This is a genomic window from Priestia sp. 40 (genome assembly GCF_049368575.1).
Classification (GTDB): Bacteria; Bacillota; Bacilli; order Bacillales; family Bacillaceae_H; genus Priestia; species Priestia zanthoxyli.
Map to the genome: position 1 here is coordinate 422,140 of NZ_JBMPZA010000015.1, position 17,714 is coordinate 439,853.

Here is a 17,714-nt window from a genome sequence, read left to right on the forward strand (position 1 = left end):
CTTTTTTATTTTATCATGAAATACCTGTCATACGGTTAACTTTTTCATCTACTGGTACAACTGCGTCATGAAGGTGCTGTTCTAATTCATCCGTATAAGTTTTTGTTTGCTCAGGCGTCCACTTTAACTCTTCGGCCATATGAGCAATCACTTGTTTTTTCCAGCTTCTTACCCAGTTGATATCAAAGAATAAAGCGCCCGTACGTCGAATGAAGAAGTCCACTGGTTTCGAAACCATTTCTTCTTCGATACCATATTGAATTTGCAAAAATACACTAGCTGGAAGGTCGCTGTTTTTTAGCTGATCCGGACGTTCAATCATGTAGCGGTATACTTTGTCTACGTTTGAGCCATAGCGTTTTACAAGCTTTTCAGCAGCGTCACGTGATAACCCTAGTTTGATGCCTTCTTTGACTTTTTGCTCTACAAACGTTGGGAACCCGCCTGAACCTCCTACATTACCTCCAGAAATCGGTAAATGTTTAGTTTGACAGCTTTCAAATTCGCGTCCTTCTGCTTTAAAATCTTCAGCTACGCGATTTACGACAATTTCAGCCATTTTACGGTACCCAGTTAATTTCCCTCCAGCGATTGTAATTAAACCTGATTCTGATGTCCAGATTTCATCTTTACGCGAAATTTCAGAAGGATCTTTTCCTTGTTCGTGAATAAGTGGACGAACACCCGCCCAGCTTGATTCTACGTCGTCTACTGTAATATCAACCGTTGGGAACATATAGTTAATTGCATCAATAACATATTGACGGTCTTTTACAGTCATACGCGGATGTCTAGCGTCTTCTTTATAGACCGTGTCTGTTGTGCCTACGTATGTTTTTCCATCACGCGGAATCGCAAATACCATACGTCCGTCAGGTGTATCAAAGTAAATGGCTTGTTTTAACGGAAAGCGCTCTTGATCAATAACTAAGTGAATTCCTTTTGTTAATTGAAGCTGCTTGCCTTTTTTTGAATTATCTTTTTCACGCAGCGTGTCCACCCATGGACCTGCAGCGTTGACGATTTTTTTTGCATAGATATTATATTCTTTATTCGTAAGCTGATCGCGAACAACAGCCCCTACTACTTTTCCTTTATCGTAGATGAAGTTTTCCACTTTTGTGTAATTGACTAAATCTGCTCCTCTTGCGGCAGCTTCTTTAGCTACTTCAATCGTTAAACGTGCATCATCTGTTTTATATTCAACGTAGTAACCGCCGCCTTTTAACTCTTTAGATTTCACCAGTGGCTCGCGTCTAAGCGTTTCTTCTGCGCTAAACATTTTGCGGCGCTCTGCACGTTTTACCCCTGCTAAGAAATCATATACGCGCAGTCCAATTGAAGTTGAGAATTTCCCAAATGTTCCACCCGTATGGAAAGGTAACAGCATCCACTCCGGAGTCGTTACATGAGGGCCATTTTCATATACAATGGCACGTTCTTTACCAACTTCGGCTACCATTTTAACTTCAAACTGTTTTAAATAGCGTAGACCGCCGTGAACAAGCTTCGTTGAACGACTAGATGTTCCTGCTGCGAAATCCTGCATTTCAACTAATGCCGTTTTCATGCCTCGATGAGTCGCATCAAGTGCAATACCTGATCCAGTAATTCCCCCACCAATTACTAATAAATCATATTGATTTTGTGTCATGTCTACCAATTTATTCGAACGTGTTTGACTTGAAAACATACGTCATTCCCCTTTCATTTTTCAAAGATATCAAAATTTTCCAATATACAAAAAGAGAGACCACAAATCACATATATAGTATGCCTACATATGGATCTGTGGTCTCTCCGATTCTCCAACCAATTTATTAACTTGAATACATTATATCATACATGCGCTTTTAATTAAAGGGTTTTCATCAAATAATTACTTAAAAGCCATTGTTGCATGTACGGCTTTTTTCCAGCCGCTATATAATTCTTCACGTTGTTCTTCTTCCATATTTGGTTCGAAAGATTTTTCCATATTCCACTGCTGCGCAATTTCATCACAATCTTTCCAGTAGCCGACCGCTAGACCCGCTAAATATGCTGCCCCAAGAGCGGTTGTTTCATTCACTTGAGGACGCTCAACAGGAACATTTAACACATCACTTTGGAACTGCATTAAGAAATTATTCTTAACTGCTCCTCCGTCTACACGCAATGTTTTTAATGTAATTCCAGAGTCTGCTTCCATCGCGCTTAATACGTCTCTTGTTTGATAAGCTAGTGATTCAAGCGTTGCACGAATAAAGTGTTCTTTTTTTGTACCGCGAGTCAATCCAAACATCGCTCCACGTACATCGCTATCCCAATATGGAGTTCCAAGTCCTACGAAAGCTGGCACAATATACACGCCGTCTGTAGACTCTACTCGTGTTGCATAGTTTTCAGTTTCAGCCGCATTTTTAAACATTCTTAAACCGTCGCGAAGCCACTGAATAGCAGATCCTGCTACAAAAATACTGCCTTCAAGCGCATATTCTACTTTTCCGTTAATCCCCCATGCTAATGTAGTTAATAAGCCGTGATCGGACTTAACTGCTTTTTCACCCGTATTCATGAGCATAAAGCAGCCTGTTCCATAGGTGTTTTTTGCCATTCCTTTTTCATAGCAAGCTTGTCCAAATAAAGCGGCTTGCTGATCCCCTGCTGCTCCAGCAATTGGAATGTTTTTACCAAAGAAATGATAATCTACTGTATGAGCGTATACTTCAGAAGAAGGCTTTACTTCTGGAAGCATTGATTTCGGTACCCCTAAGATATCTAGCAGTTCATCATCCCATTTTAAATCGTAGATATTGAACATAAGCGTGCGGGATGCGTTTGAGTAATCCGTTACATGCGCCTTTCCGCCTGATAACTTCCAAATTAACCATGTATCAATTGTTCCGAATAACAATTCACCGTTTTCTGCTTTTTCTCGTGCACCTTCTACGTTATCTAAAATCCACTTTACTTTTGTTCCAGAGAAGTATGCATCAATTAATAATCCCGTTTTGTCGCGGAACGTATCGTTTAATCCTTTTGCTTTTAACTCTTCACAAATACCAGACGTTTGTCGAGACTGCCATACGATTGCATTGTATATCGGCTTTCCTGTTGCTTTTTCCCATACTACTGCTGTTTCACGCTGATTGGTAATTCCAATTCCTTCAATTTGATCAGCATGAACACCTGACTCAGATAGACAAGATGCAATAACGGCAAGGATAGAACCCCAAATTTCACTAGCATTATGCTCTACCCAACCTGGTTTTGGGAAGTACTGCGTAAACTCTTTTTGAGCTACATGTACAACTTCACCTTTTTTATTAAATAACATTGCTCGTGAGCTTGTTGTTCCTTGGTCTAAAGATAAAATAAATTTTTCCATATCAATATCCCCTATTCTCTGTATAGTGTCGTTTCTTTATTGTACATAGTTAGATGGTAAAGCGCATTCATTTTTTTGGTACTACTGCTGATTGAATTTGTGCTGCTTTTTGTTTAGAAACAGCGTAAATAACAGCTAAAACAATCACCGCAATGCTTAAGACAATCCATAAGCTGCTAGACGTTTTATTTAAGAATGCCGCTTGATAAAATACTGCGCCAATTGATCCGCCTAATAAAGGACCCACTACTGGCACCCAAGCGTATTTCCAGTTCGAGCTGCCTTTGCCAGGTATCGGCAAGATAGCATGAGCGATACGTGGTCCTAAATCACGAGCAGGGTTTATGGCATAGCCTGTTGTTCCTCCTAATGATAAACCGATACTTACGATTAAAAACCCTACTACTAAAGGATTTAATCCATCTGTAAATTTATTTGCTCCAATTGCTAAGATTCCTACAACTAATACAAACGTCCCAATTGCCTCACTTAAAACGTTTGCAAATGGGTTAGCAATTGCTGGTCCCGTTGCGAATACGCCTAATTTTGTACCGGCATCTTTTGTTTCTTTCCAGTGTGGAAGATAGTGTAAATAAACAACTGTTGCACCAAGAATCGCTCCAATAAACTGAGCTAAGATGTACATCGGTACTTGTGACCACGGAAAATCACCTGTAATAGCAAGAGCTACGGTTAACGCTGGGTTTAAGTGTGCCCCACTCATATTACCAACCGCATATGCTGCCATCGCTACCGCCATTCCCCATCCCATTGTGATAACGATCCATCCTGAATTAGCAGCAAACGATTTTTTTAAATTGACGCCCGCACATACACCAGCGCCAAGGATAATTAAAATCATTGTTCCAATTATTTCTCCTAAGAATGCTTGCATATAAATAACCTCCCCTTTGTATGAAAACGATTAAAATAACAAGAAAATAAGAAAATCCACCATACATCCCCCTAATAAAATCATTAAAAGGCTATACCGTGGATCTCCTATTCTCCCTCACATCTATTAACTTATCTAGAAGTTTACTAGATGATGAAAGCGTTGTCAAACAGTTTTTTTAAGTTGAAATACTCCACAGTTCTCTATTTGATGTTGTAACAGCAGAAGCCCCGGCTTCTAAAGCATTATGAACTTCTTCTGCCGTTCGTATTAAACCTCCAGCTAACACAGGAATGCCCGTTTCAGCTTTAACTTCTTGGATTAAAGTGGGCACAATTCCAGGAAGAAGCTCAATATAATCCGGTTTTACTTTCTTCATTAACTCGTAGCTTTTCTTCAAAGCCGTGCTGTCTAATAAAAAGACCCGTTGAATGGCATAAATCCCTCTTTGTTTAGCTTTTAAAATAACGTTTGTTCTTGTCGAAATAATTCCCGCAGGCTTAAACTCCTGACACAAAAAATCAACCGCATATTCATCGTGCTTTAAGCCATGAATTAAGTCTAAATGAATAATTAGCTTTTTTTCATGCTTATGGACTTCTTTCATGATTCCTTTTAGCATGCCCACTTGATTGTCTAAAAGAACTCCGTACTCATAATTACTTGCTAAAAACTTTTCCAATTGCTTCATATCTCGAACAGCGGGTAATACCGATTGTCCATGAAAACTCATGTTTTCCCCTCTTTTCCATGGTTAGTCCACAAAATTCATTGTAATAGTTTTTATTATGGCAAAAGTTGAAATAAAAAACACCATGCATTTGCATGATGTCTTTAGAAACTGCGTTATTTTTTATATTTAATATTGTAAACGTCGTGGCGTCGGTCTTTTAATTGACGAACCGTTCCTGATTGACGCTGGCGGCGAAGAATTTCTAAATCTACATCTCCAATAACCACCATTTCAATATTAGGATTACATTCTCCTACAATACCGTCTCGTGCAAATTCAAAATCAGACGGTGCAAAAATAGCAGACTGCGCATACTGAATATCCATGTTTTCTGTTTCAGGCAGGTTTCCAACTGTACCTGCGATAACCGTATAAATTTGGTTTTCGATCGCGCGCGCCTGAGAACAGTATCTTACGCGCAGATAGCCTTGACGGTCTTCCGTACAGAATGGCGTAAAAATAATATTTGCACCTTTATCGGTAGCAATACGAGCAAGCTCCGGAAATTCAATGTCATAGCAAATTTGGATGGCAATTTTACCACAATCTGTATCAAACACTTCAACTTTATCTCCTGGACTAATTCCCCACCATTTTCTTTCATTAGGTGTAATATGCACTTTATACTGCTTTTCAATTGTTCCATCTCGGCGGAATAAATACGCAATATTAAAGATATCTCCATTATCTTCTTCGACGAAGTGGGATCCTCCAATAATATTTACGTTATATTTAACCGCTAAGTTGGTGAATAGCTCAATGTACTCTTCTGTATATTCTGCTACGCGCTGAACCGCTTTGCTTGGAATCTTTTCATTCAAGAAAGACATTAGCTGAGTTGTGAAAATTTCCGGGAATACGCAGAAGTCGGCTTTTGCGTCATAAGCAACATCTGTATAATATTCTACCTGTGTTGCAAACTCTTCAAATGAATTGATCTGTTTCATCATATACTGAACAACACAAATACGCACTGGGAATGACGTTTTAAAATGGCGTTTTGAACGGCGAACGTAATCTACGTTGTTCCATTCCATCAGCGTTGCATACTTATTAGAAGCTAGATCATCGGGAAGATAACCAGGGTTTATACGCATAAGCGTAAATCCGTTCATTAGCTGAAAAGATAGCACTGGATCATAAATTTTATGATGAATAACTTGCTCTACATACTCTCTAGGCGACATTTCAGCTGAATGCTTATGGTAATTAGGAATTCTTCCTCCGATGATGATACTTTTCAGGTTCAATTCACGTGCTAAATCTTTACGCGCTTCATATAAGCGGCGTCCTATTTTCATGCCGCGATACTTTGGATGAACCATTACTTCAATCCCATACAGATTGTAGCCTTCCGGGTTATGATTTGTAATGTATCCTTCGTCCGTAATATCGTCCCACGTATGCTGATCATCGTACTCATCAAAGTTCACAATCAAGCTTGAACAAGATCCGATAATTTCCCCGTCGTACTCTGCACATATTTGTCCTTCTGGAAAAATGGCCAGATGACTTTCAAGCTGTTCTTTTTTCCACGGCTCCATTCCCGGGAATGATAGCTTTTGAAGTGCTAAAATTTCATCTATATCGTCCGGTTTGATGTTACGAATAATCATTTTTTTCTCGAATTTTGATAAATCTATTGTAGACATACGCTAAAACAACCCTTTCTCTCTCTTCATTAGGCAATTAGTTTCCCTGTTTTTTATTATAATAAACATTATTAAAAATTCAAAAAATGAGGTTAAGATATAACGAAATGAATCCAATCTAAAGACGAACAAATGGATACATTACCTCGTATGGATAGCTTGTGACACCGCTGTTGATTTCCGTGCAAGACTCCGCTTTCCGCGGGAGTCTTCGCCTTGCCCTCCCATCAACTGCTAGAAGGAACGAAACAGATGAAACCTACGTTCACCATAATAAAAAAACGAACCAAGAATCAAACATTTTGATCAATGGTTCGTTTTTCACTTAGGCTAAAATACTTTTGCCTCAGCCTCATTTTCTATTTGCAAATATCTAATTTTATGGATGTCTTTTTATTAGGATAATTTTCAATAAATCCTGGTCCTAAAGAGACTTTAATGCCATTTATTTTATATACATTATAGCGTTCACCGCGATTTAACGTGCGAATCTTTACCCATTTTCCTTTTTCTTCTTTTAACAAAACCATCGGTGATTGAATCGTTACAAAACCAATTTGGCCTTTTGAGAGCTTTTTTGTTTTACAAAGATTCTGGGCGACTGAAGCACTGCTTACTTTGTATTTGTTTTTAACAGCGATTGAATCAAAACTTTGAGAATGAAATTGACCAATAACCACTTTTGTACCGGTTTGAACGCGGTCAAACAGCCAGCGTACCTCTTCATCATACATACGAATGCACCCTGAACTTGCGTAAGTCCCGATAGAACTTGGATTATTATTTCCATGAATAGCGTACGTCGTGCCATACGTTCCGCGCGCATTTAATCCTAGCCAGCGATCACCTAGCGGATTTCTAGGATCTCCTCCCCGAATGTTGTCTTTATAATAAGGCCGGTTTTTAATTTTATTCACAATGCTAAAGGTACCTTCTGGTGTATAACTCATCTGCCTCCCTGTCGCAACTTTGAACGTCTTTACCAATTTGCCTCCATCATAAAAAGCAAGTGTGTTAGTAGATTTGTTAATGATAACAAGTTGATTGGACGCCGCAGAAGCGTTGCCTGTCAGACCCATCCCCGCGAGTAAAAAAACAAGCCCAACAAAAAAAACAGCCACCTTTTTCATTTATCGACTCCCCCAATTTCTCTTATATCTATATAAGAAAAGTATAGGATGAAAGGCAAACCATCAGAACACTTTTTACCTTATAAGTCAAAATACAATAAAATCTTTCACGCACCCCTTTTTACTGACAAAAAGCAATAATGTACATAACAAAAAAACGGCCCTTTAAAGGGCCGTTTCATTTGTATTTAAAGCTTCACTTCAACTTTTGCATTTTTCTTGAGTTCTTCAACTTTTTTCTCTAATGCTTCTTGTTTCTTTTGTTGTTCAAGCTGCTGCTTAATTTGAGGCTTTACGTCTTCAAGCTTTGGCATTTGAGATTGTTCTTTACCGCCGCTTGCTTGACTTTGGCTTTGTTTTGCAAATTGATCGTAATAATCTTGAATTTCTTTATCTGTTACTTCTGGTGTTTGGATGTCTTTATCTACGTACTGCTGATATTTAATGCTGTCAGCCAGCTCAGACTTTAATTGTGATTGAGTTATTCCTGCATCTTTTAATGCCGCTTTAAACTGTTTATCTGTCTTGAACTGCTTTTTCGTTTCTTTGAACTTTTTATCTACTTCTTCATCAGTTGCTTTATAGCCTTTGTTTTCAGCTTCTTGCAATAGCAGCGTTTGACCTACTAAATTGTCAATTGTTTGCTGCTTTACTTGTTTAGCTGCTTCTTTAGAAGTTGGGTCTTGTCCCATTTGTTGGTACTGATTTTGTGATGTAGCCAGGGCTGCATTATATTCTTCACCCGAAACTTTTTTACCGTTTACAACTGCTACGGTTTTCTTTTCATCTACTTTTTGTTTATCTAATTTCTTCTGCATTTCTTTTGCTTGCTTTTCCTGCTTTTCCTGCGCCTCTTTTTGCTGCTCAGTTTGTGCAGTTTTTTGATCATCGCTCTTTGATTGCTTTGCATCATCGTTTGAACCACAAGCTGTTAAAGCTGCAGCAATTAACCCAATGAGCAATGTATACATCAGTTTTTTCATGATTAATCTCCTTTCATAATCCCAAACGATTATTAGCTATTCGAAAAAATCATCTAGGGGGCATTGTATATGATATAGGCGTAAAAAGAAACCATTTAGGCTCATTTTAAACATATGTAATAAGATTGAAACGTTCTGTAATCTTATGAAAGGTAAATGCTTTCGTTTATACGACCTGTCTAATCATAACATTATTTAGTATGATTTACATAATTTGCAGTTAGTTATTCGTGGTACATTTTCTTTAAGTCGAGTTTTCAGTAACTTTATAGCTCTCGTTACATTAAAGATGACAGTATTTGATCACATAATCTCATCGTTTTTACATTGTCGCTCCCACTGGAAAGAGGTTCTTTTTCACTTACACAACACTCAATAAAATGAGCCATCTCTCCAACAAACCCACGAAGATAAAGATCTCGATAAGCTCCCGACATTGGAGAAGCAGAAGGTGTAAACACACGATCGTTTTCTTTTAATGATTTCCACGGTAATTCATCAAAAGTCTGGGATTCGTGAATAGTTAATGAATTTATTTCGTCAACAAAAGCAAAACCATCATCAAATGTCACTAATAAGTTTTCACTTTCTCGAGACCACGCTGTCATGCCGGTAAAATAAAGACTCCCGACCGTACCATTTTCAAACTTTAGCGAAATACTATTTGAAATATACTCACGATGATTATTTCTAAAACCTGTCACGTGAACAACTTCTCCGAACAAGTGACGAACAAGATCGACAATATGTATAGCAGCCAGCTTCACAAACTGTTCTTCATTTTTACAAAAAGGGGTGCTGTCTACAGCAAATCTTGCTTGAAATGAACGAACACTTCCTAGGCTACCTTCTTCAATTAATTCTTTTAACTTCATATAACAAGGCGCATAGCGCTTCATAAAACCTACCATAACTTTTACGCCAGCTTGCTTAGCAGCATCTGAAATCTCTTTTGCTTCTCTTTCATTCATCCCCAAAGGCTTGTCCACATAAACATTTTGTCCTGCTCGAATGCAATCAAGCACCAAAGCAGGATGATCTTTAGGCTGTGCCACAACCACTACTCCATCGCACTTTTCTTGTTTTAGCATTTTCTTATAATCATCGTACGGCGTACCGCTGCTCCCAAATCGTTGAAGAGCAGTTTTTGATCTTTCGATACTGCGTGTGGAAATTGCTTTAATTTCTGCTCCCGCTTCAATAACAGAGGGGTAAATGTTCGTTGATGCGTGAAAGCCTGCACCGATAAAACATAATTTTGCTTTCGTCATGTTTTCGCTCCTATTTATTTTTTGATGGATTTATACAAGTTTGACCATATCACAAGCTCTTTTTGAATGTCCAATAGAAGTCTGAAATATATGATTCAAAAGAAAAAAAGCATGTGATACATGCTTTTTTTCTTTAATTTATGTATGAATTGTAAAACGATTCATACGAATACGTAATCAAATTGTTTTCTTTTGCAAAACACTCAATGGAAACAGGAAATAAGAACCCGTATTTTTTTAAAATTGCAATATTTTTTTCGAATTGCTCGCAGTCGCTTTCTTCAATCGGCCGATGTTGAATCGCTTCAATCACGGCAATTATTGTCTGAAGGCTACTAATGACTTGCAATGCTTCATCGAGTAAGCCATTATATAAATGGTCTGTACAATAATCTGGATTTAATAATTGATCAGGATTAAGCTTATCTACAGATACATACCGAGGTAACAAGTCATAGCGAAGCTGTTCAGTCAACTCTTCTATGTAATTCTCCATTTCTGGCGGAGCTGCTTGGGCAATTTTCATGGTTACCCCCCCTTTTTTCTCTTAACTTATGTCTCTTTATTTAGCATAACATAAACATAAAACGAGAACTTCAGGTAGTTATTTCCTCCTAATTATTTACAAGTTCTTTTTAAAGATTAAAGGATATTTACTAGTATGTAAGGAAGGGATTAAATATGAGTATACACGGCCAATGGCTAGAAGATAAAATCACAAAAAATGATGCAGGGCAAACAATTGAAGATTATTTAAAAACGAAATGGCGTATTCCCAAAAAAACGTTGCATCAGTTTCGGATGAATAAAAATGTGCTTATAAACGGTGAGCCTTTACCATGGAGGAATACTCTTAAGGAAAATGATAGAGTATCACTCCCTTTTTTTGAAGCAGAATCTAATGAAATAACACCTTACAATGTTAATATAGAGATTTTGTTTGAAGATGAACACGTGCTAATCGTAAACAAACCAATAAACATAGATACTCATCCTTCATCAGAGCAGGACCAAAAAACTCTTTTAAATGCTGTAGCTGCTTATTTTCAAAAAATAGGCCTCCAAACAAAACCTAGACACGTTCACCGTTTGGACAGCGATACATCAGGTGCTATCTTATTCACGAAGCATTTTGTAGCAAGCTCTGTGTTTGACCAGCTGCTGGCTGAACGTAAAATTAATCGGACTTATGTTGCTCTTGTCCAAGGAATCATGAAAAAAGAGCAAGGAATCGTTAATGAACCTATTGGACGCGATCGCCATCACGCTACGAGAAGAAGAGTATCTAGAACGGGACAAGCTGCCAAAACATCTTATCGGGTGTTAAAGCGCAATACGGCCAAAAATGAAACGCTTATTGAACTTTCGCTCGAGACCGGACGCACTCACCAAATTCGTGTTCATATGAGTCACATCGGCTATCCATTACTTGGTGATACTCTTTATGGCGGAAAGAGATTAAAAGATCAGCAGCAAGCTTTACATGCCATTAAGCTTTCTTTTATACACCCGTTTACACATCAGCGCGTGTCAGCCGTTGCACCTCCAACTCAGCAGGTTTTTTTACCGTATAGCAACTTGTTTTCCTATTAAATAAAAAAGAGCGCCAATATGTTATTGGCGCTCTTTTTTATTTAATTTTAAATTGACGAATCAAGTTCGCCAATTCTTCACTAATCTCTTGCAGATGTTCAGCCGATTGAGAAACAGTAGAAATAGCTCTAATTTGTTCTTCTGTAGAAGCCGTAATTTCTTCAGTTCCCGCAGCTGATTGCTGTGCAATAGCTGCTATGCTTTGAATGGCCGCTACCACGTCTTCCTTATGCTCATCAATACTATCCATGCTGCTTGTCACATGTTCGACAGCCGCCGCCACTTGTTCAATCGTGGTTGCAATTTCATGAAAAGCTTGTTCTGTATCTCCTACCACAAAGTCTTGAGACTTTGAAAGCTCTTCTGTACGGTTGCATTCTTCACGCGCAGCTGCGACTTCTCCTTGAATCGCTGCAATCGTATGGCGAACTTGTTCAGTGGCCTGAGAGGACTGTTCAGCAAGTTTTCGCACTTCTTCAGCTACTACCGCAAATCCTTTGCCATGTTCTCCTGCACGAGCTGCTTCAATACTAGCATTTAATGCAAGTAAATTTGTCTGGTCTGAAATACTATTAATCGTGAAAATAATAGATTCAATTTTTTTCATCTTATTTGTTAATTCTTCCATTACAGCTTGAACAGCGTGAATCGTTTGAGATGATTCAGTGGTTTGGTTGCGAAGGAGCTGCATTTGTTTTAAACCTTTTTCATTAATGCTTACAGCTTCAATCGTCATTTTATTAATCTGTGCGTTTTGTTCAATGACTTCTTCAATTTGCGAAGATAAACTCATCGTTTTATGATTAGTAGAGTCAGCATCAGAAGCTTGCTGCGTCGCCCCGCTCGCAATCTCATGGATAGCCCGGCCGATTTCCTCACTGGATGCAGTTGCTTCTTCAGATACGGCACTCAAATCTTCAACAGACGTTTTTACTGTCTCAACAGACGTCTGAACTGTTCCAATCAACGTTTTCATTTTAGCAACCATATCATTAAATAAATGAGTAAGCTCCCCAATTTCATCTTTTGACTTCGTCTTCACCTGAACCGTTAAATCGCCCGCTGTTACTTTCGCTACTTCATCTTTTAAGCGGCGAATCGGGTTAGTAATGATTCTTGAGAAAAAGATGGTTAACACGACTGATAATAAAATACCAATTAACGCAATCCAAATAATTACATTTAATAAATGATGAGCGCTTGCGAGCATTTCATTATAAATAAAGGCATTCCCTATCTTCCAATTCGTCCCTTCAAGAGTTTCGTATGCCATCACTCTCTCTTCGCCTTGAAAGGTATATTTCATGAAACCACTATTTCGATCTGCTTCATACATTTTTTGTATAAATGGCTGTTCCATTAAATTCTTTCCAGTTTCTGTTGGATGGACAAGAGCGGTAGCATTTTTGTCAAATAAAAATGCATATCCACCATAATTTACTTCCGCTTTTCCTACGATTGCTTTTAATGCATCTAAATCTAAATCAGTAGCTATAACGCCCAGCACCTTTTGAGTATCTGGGTCCAAAATGGCCTTTGCAATCGTCACGACTGTCTTTTTTGTTGCTGCATCCTCATATGGATCCGTATAAATTACTTGATCAGGTGATGCCACTGCTTGTTTGTACCAAACTCTTGAAGTCGGGTCATAACCTGATCCGTACTCTTGCTTAGGAACAGAATACATTCCTTTATTTTTTGTGCCTATGTATTCAAGTACTAAGTTAGGATACTTTTCTTTAAACTGTGTAAACTCTTTTTGAACTGTGTTCCATGTAAAATACGGATTTTTCTCTTGGTTTGTTTGATCTCCTTCTTGCTTAACAAAATTAACAATTACATCATTTTCACTATACGTCAGCAAAGAACGACTATACATGTCTAAGTACGTATGAATCGTTTCTCTTAACTCTTTCACTTGACTTTGAGACTGAACTTCTACATCTTTTTCTATTTGTGTTTTGGTAAATTGATAAACAGCCCCTGAAACAACTAATAATAAAATAGCTATAAAAATACTAAAAAATACTACGAGTTTTGCACTTAACCTCTTCATTCCCTCACCCTTCTACAAAAATCTTTATATTACTAATAACGGCTTTTCATTTTCACTTTTGAAGAAGTTTTTGTGATTTATTTCAAATTTCCCCAAAAATAAAACCAGCCCATCCTTTCATAACGAAAGAACGTGCTGGTTTTATTTTTGCTTTTCATATGCATCAGGTTCAATATGAACAAGAGTATCTTTAATCTGATGCTCATCGTTCATCATATGTTCAATTTGATCAGCAATTTCATGGCTTTTAATAACATTTAAATGAGGATCTACTTTAACAGTTACATCAATCACGACTTGATTACCAAGCTTACGCGCTTTCACATCTTCTACTTCTTTTACCCCTTCTACAAGCCCAATGCTTTCTTTGTAGTGTCCTAACTTTTCTTCATCAAATCCGTCCGTTAAAGAATGAGCCGCTTCTTTAAAAATCTCGATGGCTGTTTTACAAATAATAATTCCCACAGCAAAAGCAGCTACCACGTCCAGCCAGGGCAAGCCGAATTGCGAGCCGAAAATTCCCACAACAGCCCCTATGCTCACAAGTGCATCAGACAAATTATCTTTAGCAACCGCATATAAAGACTGGCTATCAAGTTTTTTAGCAAGCTTAATATTATATCGGTAGACACCACCCATAATAGCAGCCGCTCCAAGACCTACCCAAGCAGCCAGTAAATTAGGCGCTTCAGATTTGTCCATAAATAATGACTGACCCGCATCGACCAATACTTCTAGTCCAATGACCATCATGATAAAAGAAGCAATAAGTGAAGAGATATGTTCCGCTCTGGAATGTCCATAGGGATGATCATTATCACGAGGTTTTTTAGAGATTTTTAAGCCGACTAAGACGGCAATTGATGCAATAATATCTGTAACATTATTAAGACCGTCGGCTTTTAATGCAGAGGAAGCGGTGACACCCGCAATAATAAGTTTACCTGCTGATAAAAAGATATATGATAAGATACTAACCCAAGCGCCTTTTTGGGCTTGCTCATAGTAGTTCTCCATCCCTTCAACTCCTTTATTCAAAATAAGCAAACTTAGTGTAACAAATGGATTTCGTGTGGGTCTATAGAAACATTATTGGCTGTTAACATACAAATAGAGAATGTTAAACTCTTTAGCTTTCTGCAAAACAAGTTGCCTTTACTCAACACTTTAAACGTTTGAGATCTTTCTAAATGTGGCACTTCATGTAGAAGGACCCTTTTTTTAAATCGCCCTGTAAAATTGTTTACTATTTTTTAAAGGGTGTGATTTTTATCACAGCCGAGGGTATTTATTCTTGTTACACTAACATTGTGAAAAACATCACAAAATAAAATTCAAAGGATGATACAAATGAAAACACAATTTACACCAAAAACACGAAAAGTTGCTGTTATCGGAACTGGTTTTGTTGGCTCAAGCTACGCTTTTTCAATGGTGAATCAAGGTATTGCCAATGAATTAGTGTTAATCGATATGAACAAAGAAAAAGCGGAAGGTGAAGCACGCGATATCAATCACGGTATGCCATTTTCCACACCGATGAAAATCTGGGCTGGAGATTATAAAGACTGTGCTGACGCTGATTTAGTAGTTATTACAGCGGGCGCTAATCAAGCTCCAGGGGAAACGCGCTTAGATCTAGTTGAAAAAAACGTTAAAATTTTTGAATGCATTGTAAAAGATATTATGAACAGCGGATTTGACGGCATCATTTTAGTCGCAACAAATCCAGTTGATATTCTCGCACACGTTACACAAAAAGTATCAGGATTACCAAACGAACGGGTAATTGGTTCAGGAACGATTCTTGACACAGCTCGCTTCCGCTACTTGTTAAGCGACTATTTCGAAGTAGATTCTCGCAACGTCCACGCTTATATTATGGGGGAACATGGAGATACGGAATTTCCTGTTTGGAGCCACGCGCAAATTGGCGGCGTGAAGCTCGAACATTTTATCAATACTGCTGCTATTGAAAAAGAACCGGATATGAAGCATCTATTCGAACAAACCCGCGATGCGGCTTACCATATTATTAATCGAAAAGGAGCGACTTATTACGGAATTGCAATGGGGCTTGTACGAATTACCAAGGCTATTTTAGATGATGAGAATTCTATTTTAACGGTATCTGCTTTATTAGAAGGACAATACGGTATTTCTGACGTGTATATCGGCGTACCAGCTATCATTAATAAAAACGGCGTGCGTCAAATTATTGAATTGAATTTAACTCCTCACGAACAGCAGCAGCTCGAGCACTCTGCTAGCATTCTTAAGCAAACTCGCGACAGAGCTTTTGTGTAACATCAAAAGATTTTTGCGGGGACTCCCCCGCTCCTTTGTTTTAAATATGTAGTAGAGGTGTATGAATATGACGTGGACTCAGGTATATAATCCGTTAAATAATATTTGGCTTTCTGCACTAATTGCACTTATCCCCATTATCTTTTTCTTTATTGCTTTAACTCTTTTGAAATTAAAAGGACACATTGCTGCTGGTATTACAGTACTTCTTTCTATGATTATTGCTATTTATTTGTATGATATGCCTGCCTCAATGGTCTTAGGAGCCACAGGCTATGGGTTTCTGTATGCACTTTGGCCCATCAGCTATATTATTATCGGAGCGGTGTTCTTATACAAACTAACTGTCAAAAGCGGACAGTTTACTACCATTAGACAGTCTATTATTTCAATAACCGATGACCCCCGCTTGCAAATGCTGCTTGTTGCTTTTTCCTTTAATGCTTTTTTAGAAGGGGCAGCGGGATTTGGAGCTCCAATTGCCATTACAGCAGCGCTTCTAGTTGGACTTGGGTTCAAACCGTTAAAAGCAGCGGCGCTATGTTTAATTGCTAATACAGCTTCAGGAGCGTTTGGCGCTATGGGGATTCCTGTCATTGTCGCAGGACAAGTATCTGGCATAGATCCAAAAGAAATTGCTCATTTTCTTGGCACGCAGCTTCCGATTATTTCTTTTCTTATCCCTTTTTTACTTGTCTTTATTATGGATGGGATAAAAGGATTAAAAGACGTATGGAAAGCAACGAGCATCACAGCCGTTTCCTATGCACTAACACAGTATTTAACTGTTACATACATCGGCCCTGAACTTCCAAATATCACATCTTCTATTGTGAGTTTGCTTGCTCTTGCTTTTTATATTAAACGAACAAGCCCGGCAGCAGCTAAAAGCTTCAGCCTGTCACCAAAACAGATTTTAAAGGCTTGGTCTCCTTTTATTCTATTAACGATACTCGTTACGGCTTGGAGCATTTCTTTTGTCAAAACGATGCTTGAACATATGAACCTGCTTATTAACGTCCCATTTTTACACAATCACGTAATTAAAGCAGCGCCTTTAGTAAAGGATCCTACGCCTTACGCTGCTATCTTAAAAATAGACGTATTCGCAGCAACAGGTACAGCAATTCTTATCGCTTGTATCCTTTCAGTTTTCTTGCTTAACGTATCGCCAAAGGTGGCATGGACTACTCTCTTAGAAACCGTAAAAGAACTAGCAAGACCTATTATTACGATAATGATGGTCATTGCGTTTGCCTTTATTTCAAATTATTCAGGACAGTCTTCTACACTTGGATTGGCACTCGCTACTTCAGCTGCTTATTTTCCATTTTTATCTCCATTTCTTGGCTGGATTGGCGTATTTCTAACGGGGTCTGTCGTATCAAATAATGCGCTGTTCGGCAACTTACAGCTAACTACAGCTCAGCAAATTAATGTCTTGCCAGTTATTCTTGTAGCTGCTAATACTGCCGGCGGCGTAATGGCTAAAATGCTTTCTCCTCAATCAATTGCTGTCGCTGCCGGAGCAGTGGGACTGGCTGGAAAAGAAAGTGAATTGTTTAAATACACGCTCAAATACAGCATGGGATTTTTGATACTAGGGGGATTTGTTACCTTTTTGTTAGCTTGGTGGTTATGATAAAAAACTGCTGAAAATCCTGTTACTACCTTGTTTCTTTCATTTAAACAAACGTTTGATTATATAAAAAGGTCCTCAGTTA

Annotated in this window: 14 protein-coding genes; 3 read left to right on the forward strand and 11 right to left on the reverse strand. The window is 38.3% G+C overall.

Annotated elements, in window-relative coordinates; genetic code table 11:
• Positions 1–13 precede the first annotated feature (13 nt).
• From ACO1DI_RS17045 to ACO1DI_RS17085, 9 genes are all read right to left on the reverse strand, one after another.
• On the reverse strand, positions 14–1,693 hold the full coding sequence (locus ACO1DI_RS17045; RefSeq protein WP_115653016.1) for a glycerol-3-phosphate dehydrogenase/oxidase: 1,680 nt from the start codon (positions 1,691–1,693) through the stop codon (positions 14–16).
• 186 nt (positions 1,694–1,879) lie between these two features.
• Positions 1,880–3,370: a glycerol kinase GlpK gene (gene glpK, locus ACO1DI_RS17050; protein WP_014461712.1), complete on the reverse strand. Its 1,491-nt coding sequence runs from the start codon at positions 3,368–3,370 to the stop codon at positions 1,880–1,882.
• Between the two features lie 67 nt (positions 3,371–3,437).
• The gene (locus ACO1DI_RS17055; protein WP_115653014.1) at positions 3,438–4,265 is read right to left on the reverse strand and encodes an MIP/aquaporin family protein; all 828 of its coding nucleotides are present in this window, start codon (positions 4,263–4,265) and stop codon (positions 3,438–3,440) included.
• Positions 4,266–4,443: 178 nt separating this feature from the next.
• A complete protein-coding gene (locus ACO1DI_RS17060) occupies positions 4,444–4,998 on the reverse strand; it encodes a glycerol-3-phosphate responsive antiterminator (protein WP_028412593.1) in 555 nt (184 codons plus the stop codon).
• Between the two features lie 113 nt (positions 4,999–5,111).
• A complete protein-coding gene (locus ACO1DI_RS17065; RefSeq protein ID WP_014461716.1) occupies positions 5,112–6,650 on the reverse strand; it encodes a carbon-nitrogen hydrolase family protein in 1,539 nt (512 codons plus the stop codon).
• A gap of 359 nt (positions 6,651–7,009) precedes the next feature.
• Positions 7,010–7,780 (reverse strand): L,D-transpeptidase, encoded by a 771-nt coding sequence (locus ACO1DI_RS17070; protein ID WP_014461717.1) that lies wholly within the window; start codon positions 7,778–7,780, stop codon positions 7,010–7,012.
• Between the two features lie 188 nt (positions 7,781–7,968).
• Entirely contained in the window at positions 7,969–8,763 is a 795-nt protein-coding gene (locus ACO1DI_RS17075) for a SurA N-terminal domain-containing protein (RefSeq protein WP_014461718.1), read from the reverse strand.
• 278 nt (positions 8,764–9,041) lie between these two features.
• Positions 9,042–10,034: a Gfo/Idh/MocA family protein gene (locus tag ACO1DI_RS17080; RefSeq protein WP_014461719.1), complete on the reverse strand. Its 993-nt coding sequence runs from the start codon at positions 10,032–10,034 to the stop codon at positions 9,042–9,044.
• Between the two features lie 133 nt (positions 10,035–10,167).
• The gene (locus tag ACO1DI_RS17085) at positions 10,168–10,560 is read right to left on the reverse strand and encodes a YhcU family protein (RefSeq protein WP_014461720.1); all 393 of its coding nucleotides are present in this window, start codon (positions 10,558–10,560) and stop codon (positions 10,168–10,170) included.
• Positions 10,561–10,715: 155 nt separating this feature from the next.
• Here ACO1DI_RS17085 and ACO1DI_RS17090 point away from each other — a divergent pair, with 155 nt between their 5' ends.
• Positions 10,716–11,627 carry an RluA family pseudouridine synthase gene (locus ACO1DI_RS17090; RefSeq protein WP_014461721.1) on the forward strand — a complete coding sequence of 304 codons (912 nt, stop codon included), beginning with the start codon at positions 10,716–10,718 and terminating at the stop codon, positions 11,625–11,627.
• 37 nt (positions 11,628–11,664) lie between these two features.
• Here ACO1DI_RS17090 and ACO1DI_RS17095 read toward each other — a convergent pair whose 3' ends face one another.
• Together ACO1DI_RS17095 and ACO1DI_RS17100 are read right to left on the reverse strand one after the other, a co-directional pair.
• Entirely contained in the window at positions 11,665–13,683 is a 2,019-nt protein-coding gene (locus tag ACO1DI_RS17095; RefSeq protein ID WP_423145488.1) for a methyl-accepting chemotaxis protein, read from the reverse strand.
• 141 nt (positions 13,684–13,824) lie between these two features.
• A complete protein-coding gene (locus tag ACO1DI_RS17100; protein ID WP_014461723.1) occupies positions 13,825–14,700 on the reverse strand; it encodes a cation diffusion facilitator family transporter in 876 nt (291 codons plus the stop codon).
• Between the two features lie 333 nt (positions 14,701–15,033).
• Here ACO1DI_RS17100 and ACO1DI_RS17105 point away from each other — a divergent pair, with 333 nt between their 5' ends.
• Both ACO1DI_RS17105 and ACO1DI_RS17110 read left to right on the forward strand, forming a co-directional pair.
• Positions 15,034–15,990 carry an L-lactate dehydrogenase gene (locus ACO1DI_RS17105; RefSeq protein WP_014461724.1) on the forward strand — a complete coding sequence of 319 codons (957 nt, stop codon included), beginning with the start codon at positions 15,034–15,036 and terminating at the stop codon, positions 15,988–15,990.
• Between the two features lie 61 nt (positions 15,991–16,051).
• On the forward strand, positions 16,052–17,632 hold the full coding sequence (locus ACO1DI_RS17110; protein WP_423145489.1) for a lactate permease LctP family transporter: 1,581 nt from the start codon (positions 16,052–16,054) through the stop codon (positions 17,630–17,632).
• The last annotated feature ends 82 nt before the right edge of the window (positions 17,633–17,714 follow it).

Bases quoted from the DNA above. Each gene is read 5' to 3' on its own strand.
- ACO1DI_RS17045 (WP_115653016.1), bottom strand. From the start codon at position 1,693: ATGTTTTCAAGTCAAACACGTTCGAATAAATTGGTAGACATGACACAA.
- glpK (WP_014461712.1), bottom strand. From the start codon at position 3,370: ATGGAAAAATTTATTTTATCTTTAGACCAAGGAACAACAAGCTCACGA.
- ACO1DI_RS17055 (WP_115653014.1), bottom strand. From the start codon at position 4,265: ATGCAAGCATTCTTAGGAGAAATAATTGGAACAATGATTTTAATTATC.
- ACO1DI_RS17060 (WP_028412593.1), bottom strand. From the start codon at position 4,998: ATGAGTTTTCATGGACAATCGGTATTACCCGCTGTTCGAGATATGAAG.
- ACO1DI_RS17065 (WP_014461716.1), bottom strand. From the start codon at position 6,650: ATGTCTACAATAGATTTATCAAAATTCGAGAAAAAAATGATTATTCGT.
- ACO1DI_RS17070 (WP_014461717.1), bottom strand. From the start codon at position 7,780: ATGAAAAAGGTGGCTGTTTTTTTTGTTGGGCTTGTTTTTTTACTCGCG.
- ACO1DI_RS17075 (WP_014461718.1), bottom strand. From the start codon at position 8,763: ATGAAAAAACTGATGTATACATTGCTCATTGGGTTAATTGCTGCAGCT.
- ACO1DI_RS17080 (WP_014461719.1), bottom strand. From the start codon at position 10,034: ATGACGAAAGCAAAATTATGTTTTATCGGTGCAGGCTTTCACGCATCA.
- ACO1DI_RS17085 (WP_014461720.1), bottom strand. From the start codon at position 10,560: ATGAAAATTGCCCAAGCAGCTCCGCCAGAAATGGAGAATTACATAGAA.
- ACO1DI_RS17090 (WP_014461721.1), top strand. From the start codon at position 10,716: ATGAGTATACACGGCCAATGGCTAGAAGATAAAATCACAAAAAATGAT.
- ACO1DI_RS17095 (WP_423145488.1), bottom strand. From the start codon at position 13,683: ATGAAGAGGTTAAGTGCAAAACTCGTAGTATTTTTTAGTATTTTTATA.
- ACO1DI_RS17100 (WP_014461723.1), bottom strand. From the start codon at position 14,700: ATGGAGAACTACTATGAGCAAGCCCAAAAAGGCGCTTGGGTTAGTATC.
- ACO1DI_RS17105 (WP_014461724.1), top strand. From the start codon at position 15,034: ATGAAAACACAATTTACACCAAAAACACGAAAAGTTGCTGTTATCGGA.
- ACO1DI_RS17110 (WP_423145489.1), top strand. From the start codon at position 16,052: ATGAATATGACGTGGACTCAGGTATATAATCCGTTAAATAATATTTGG.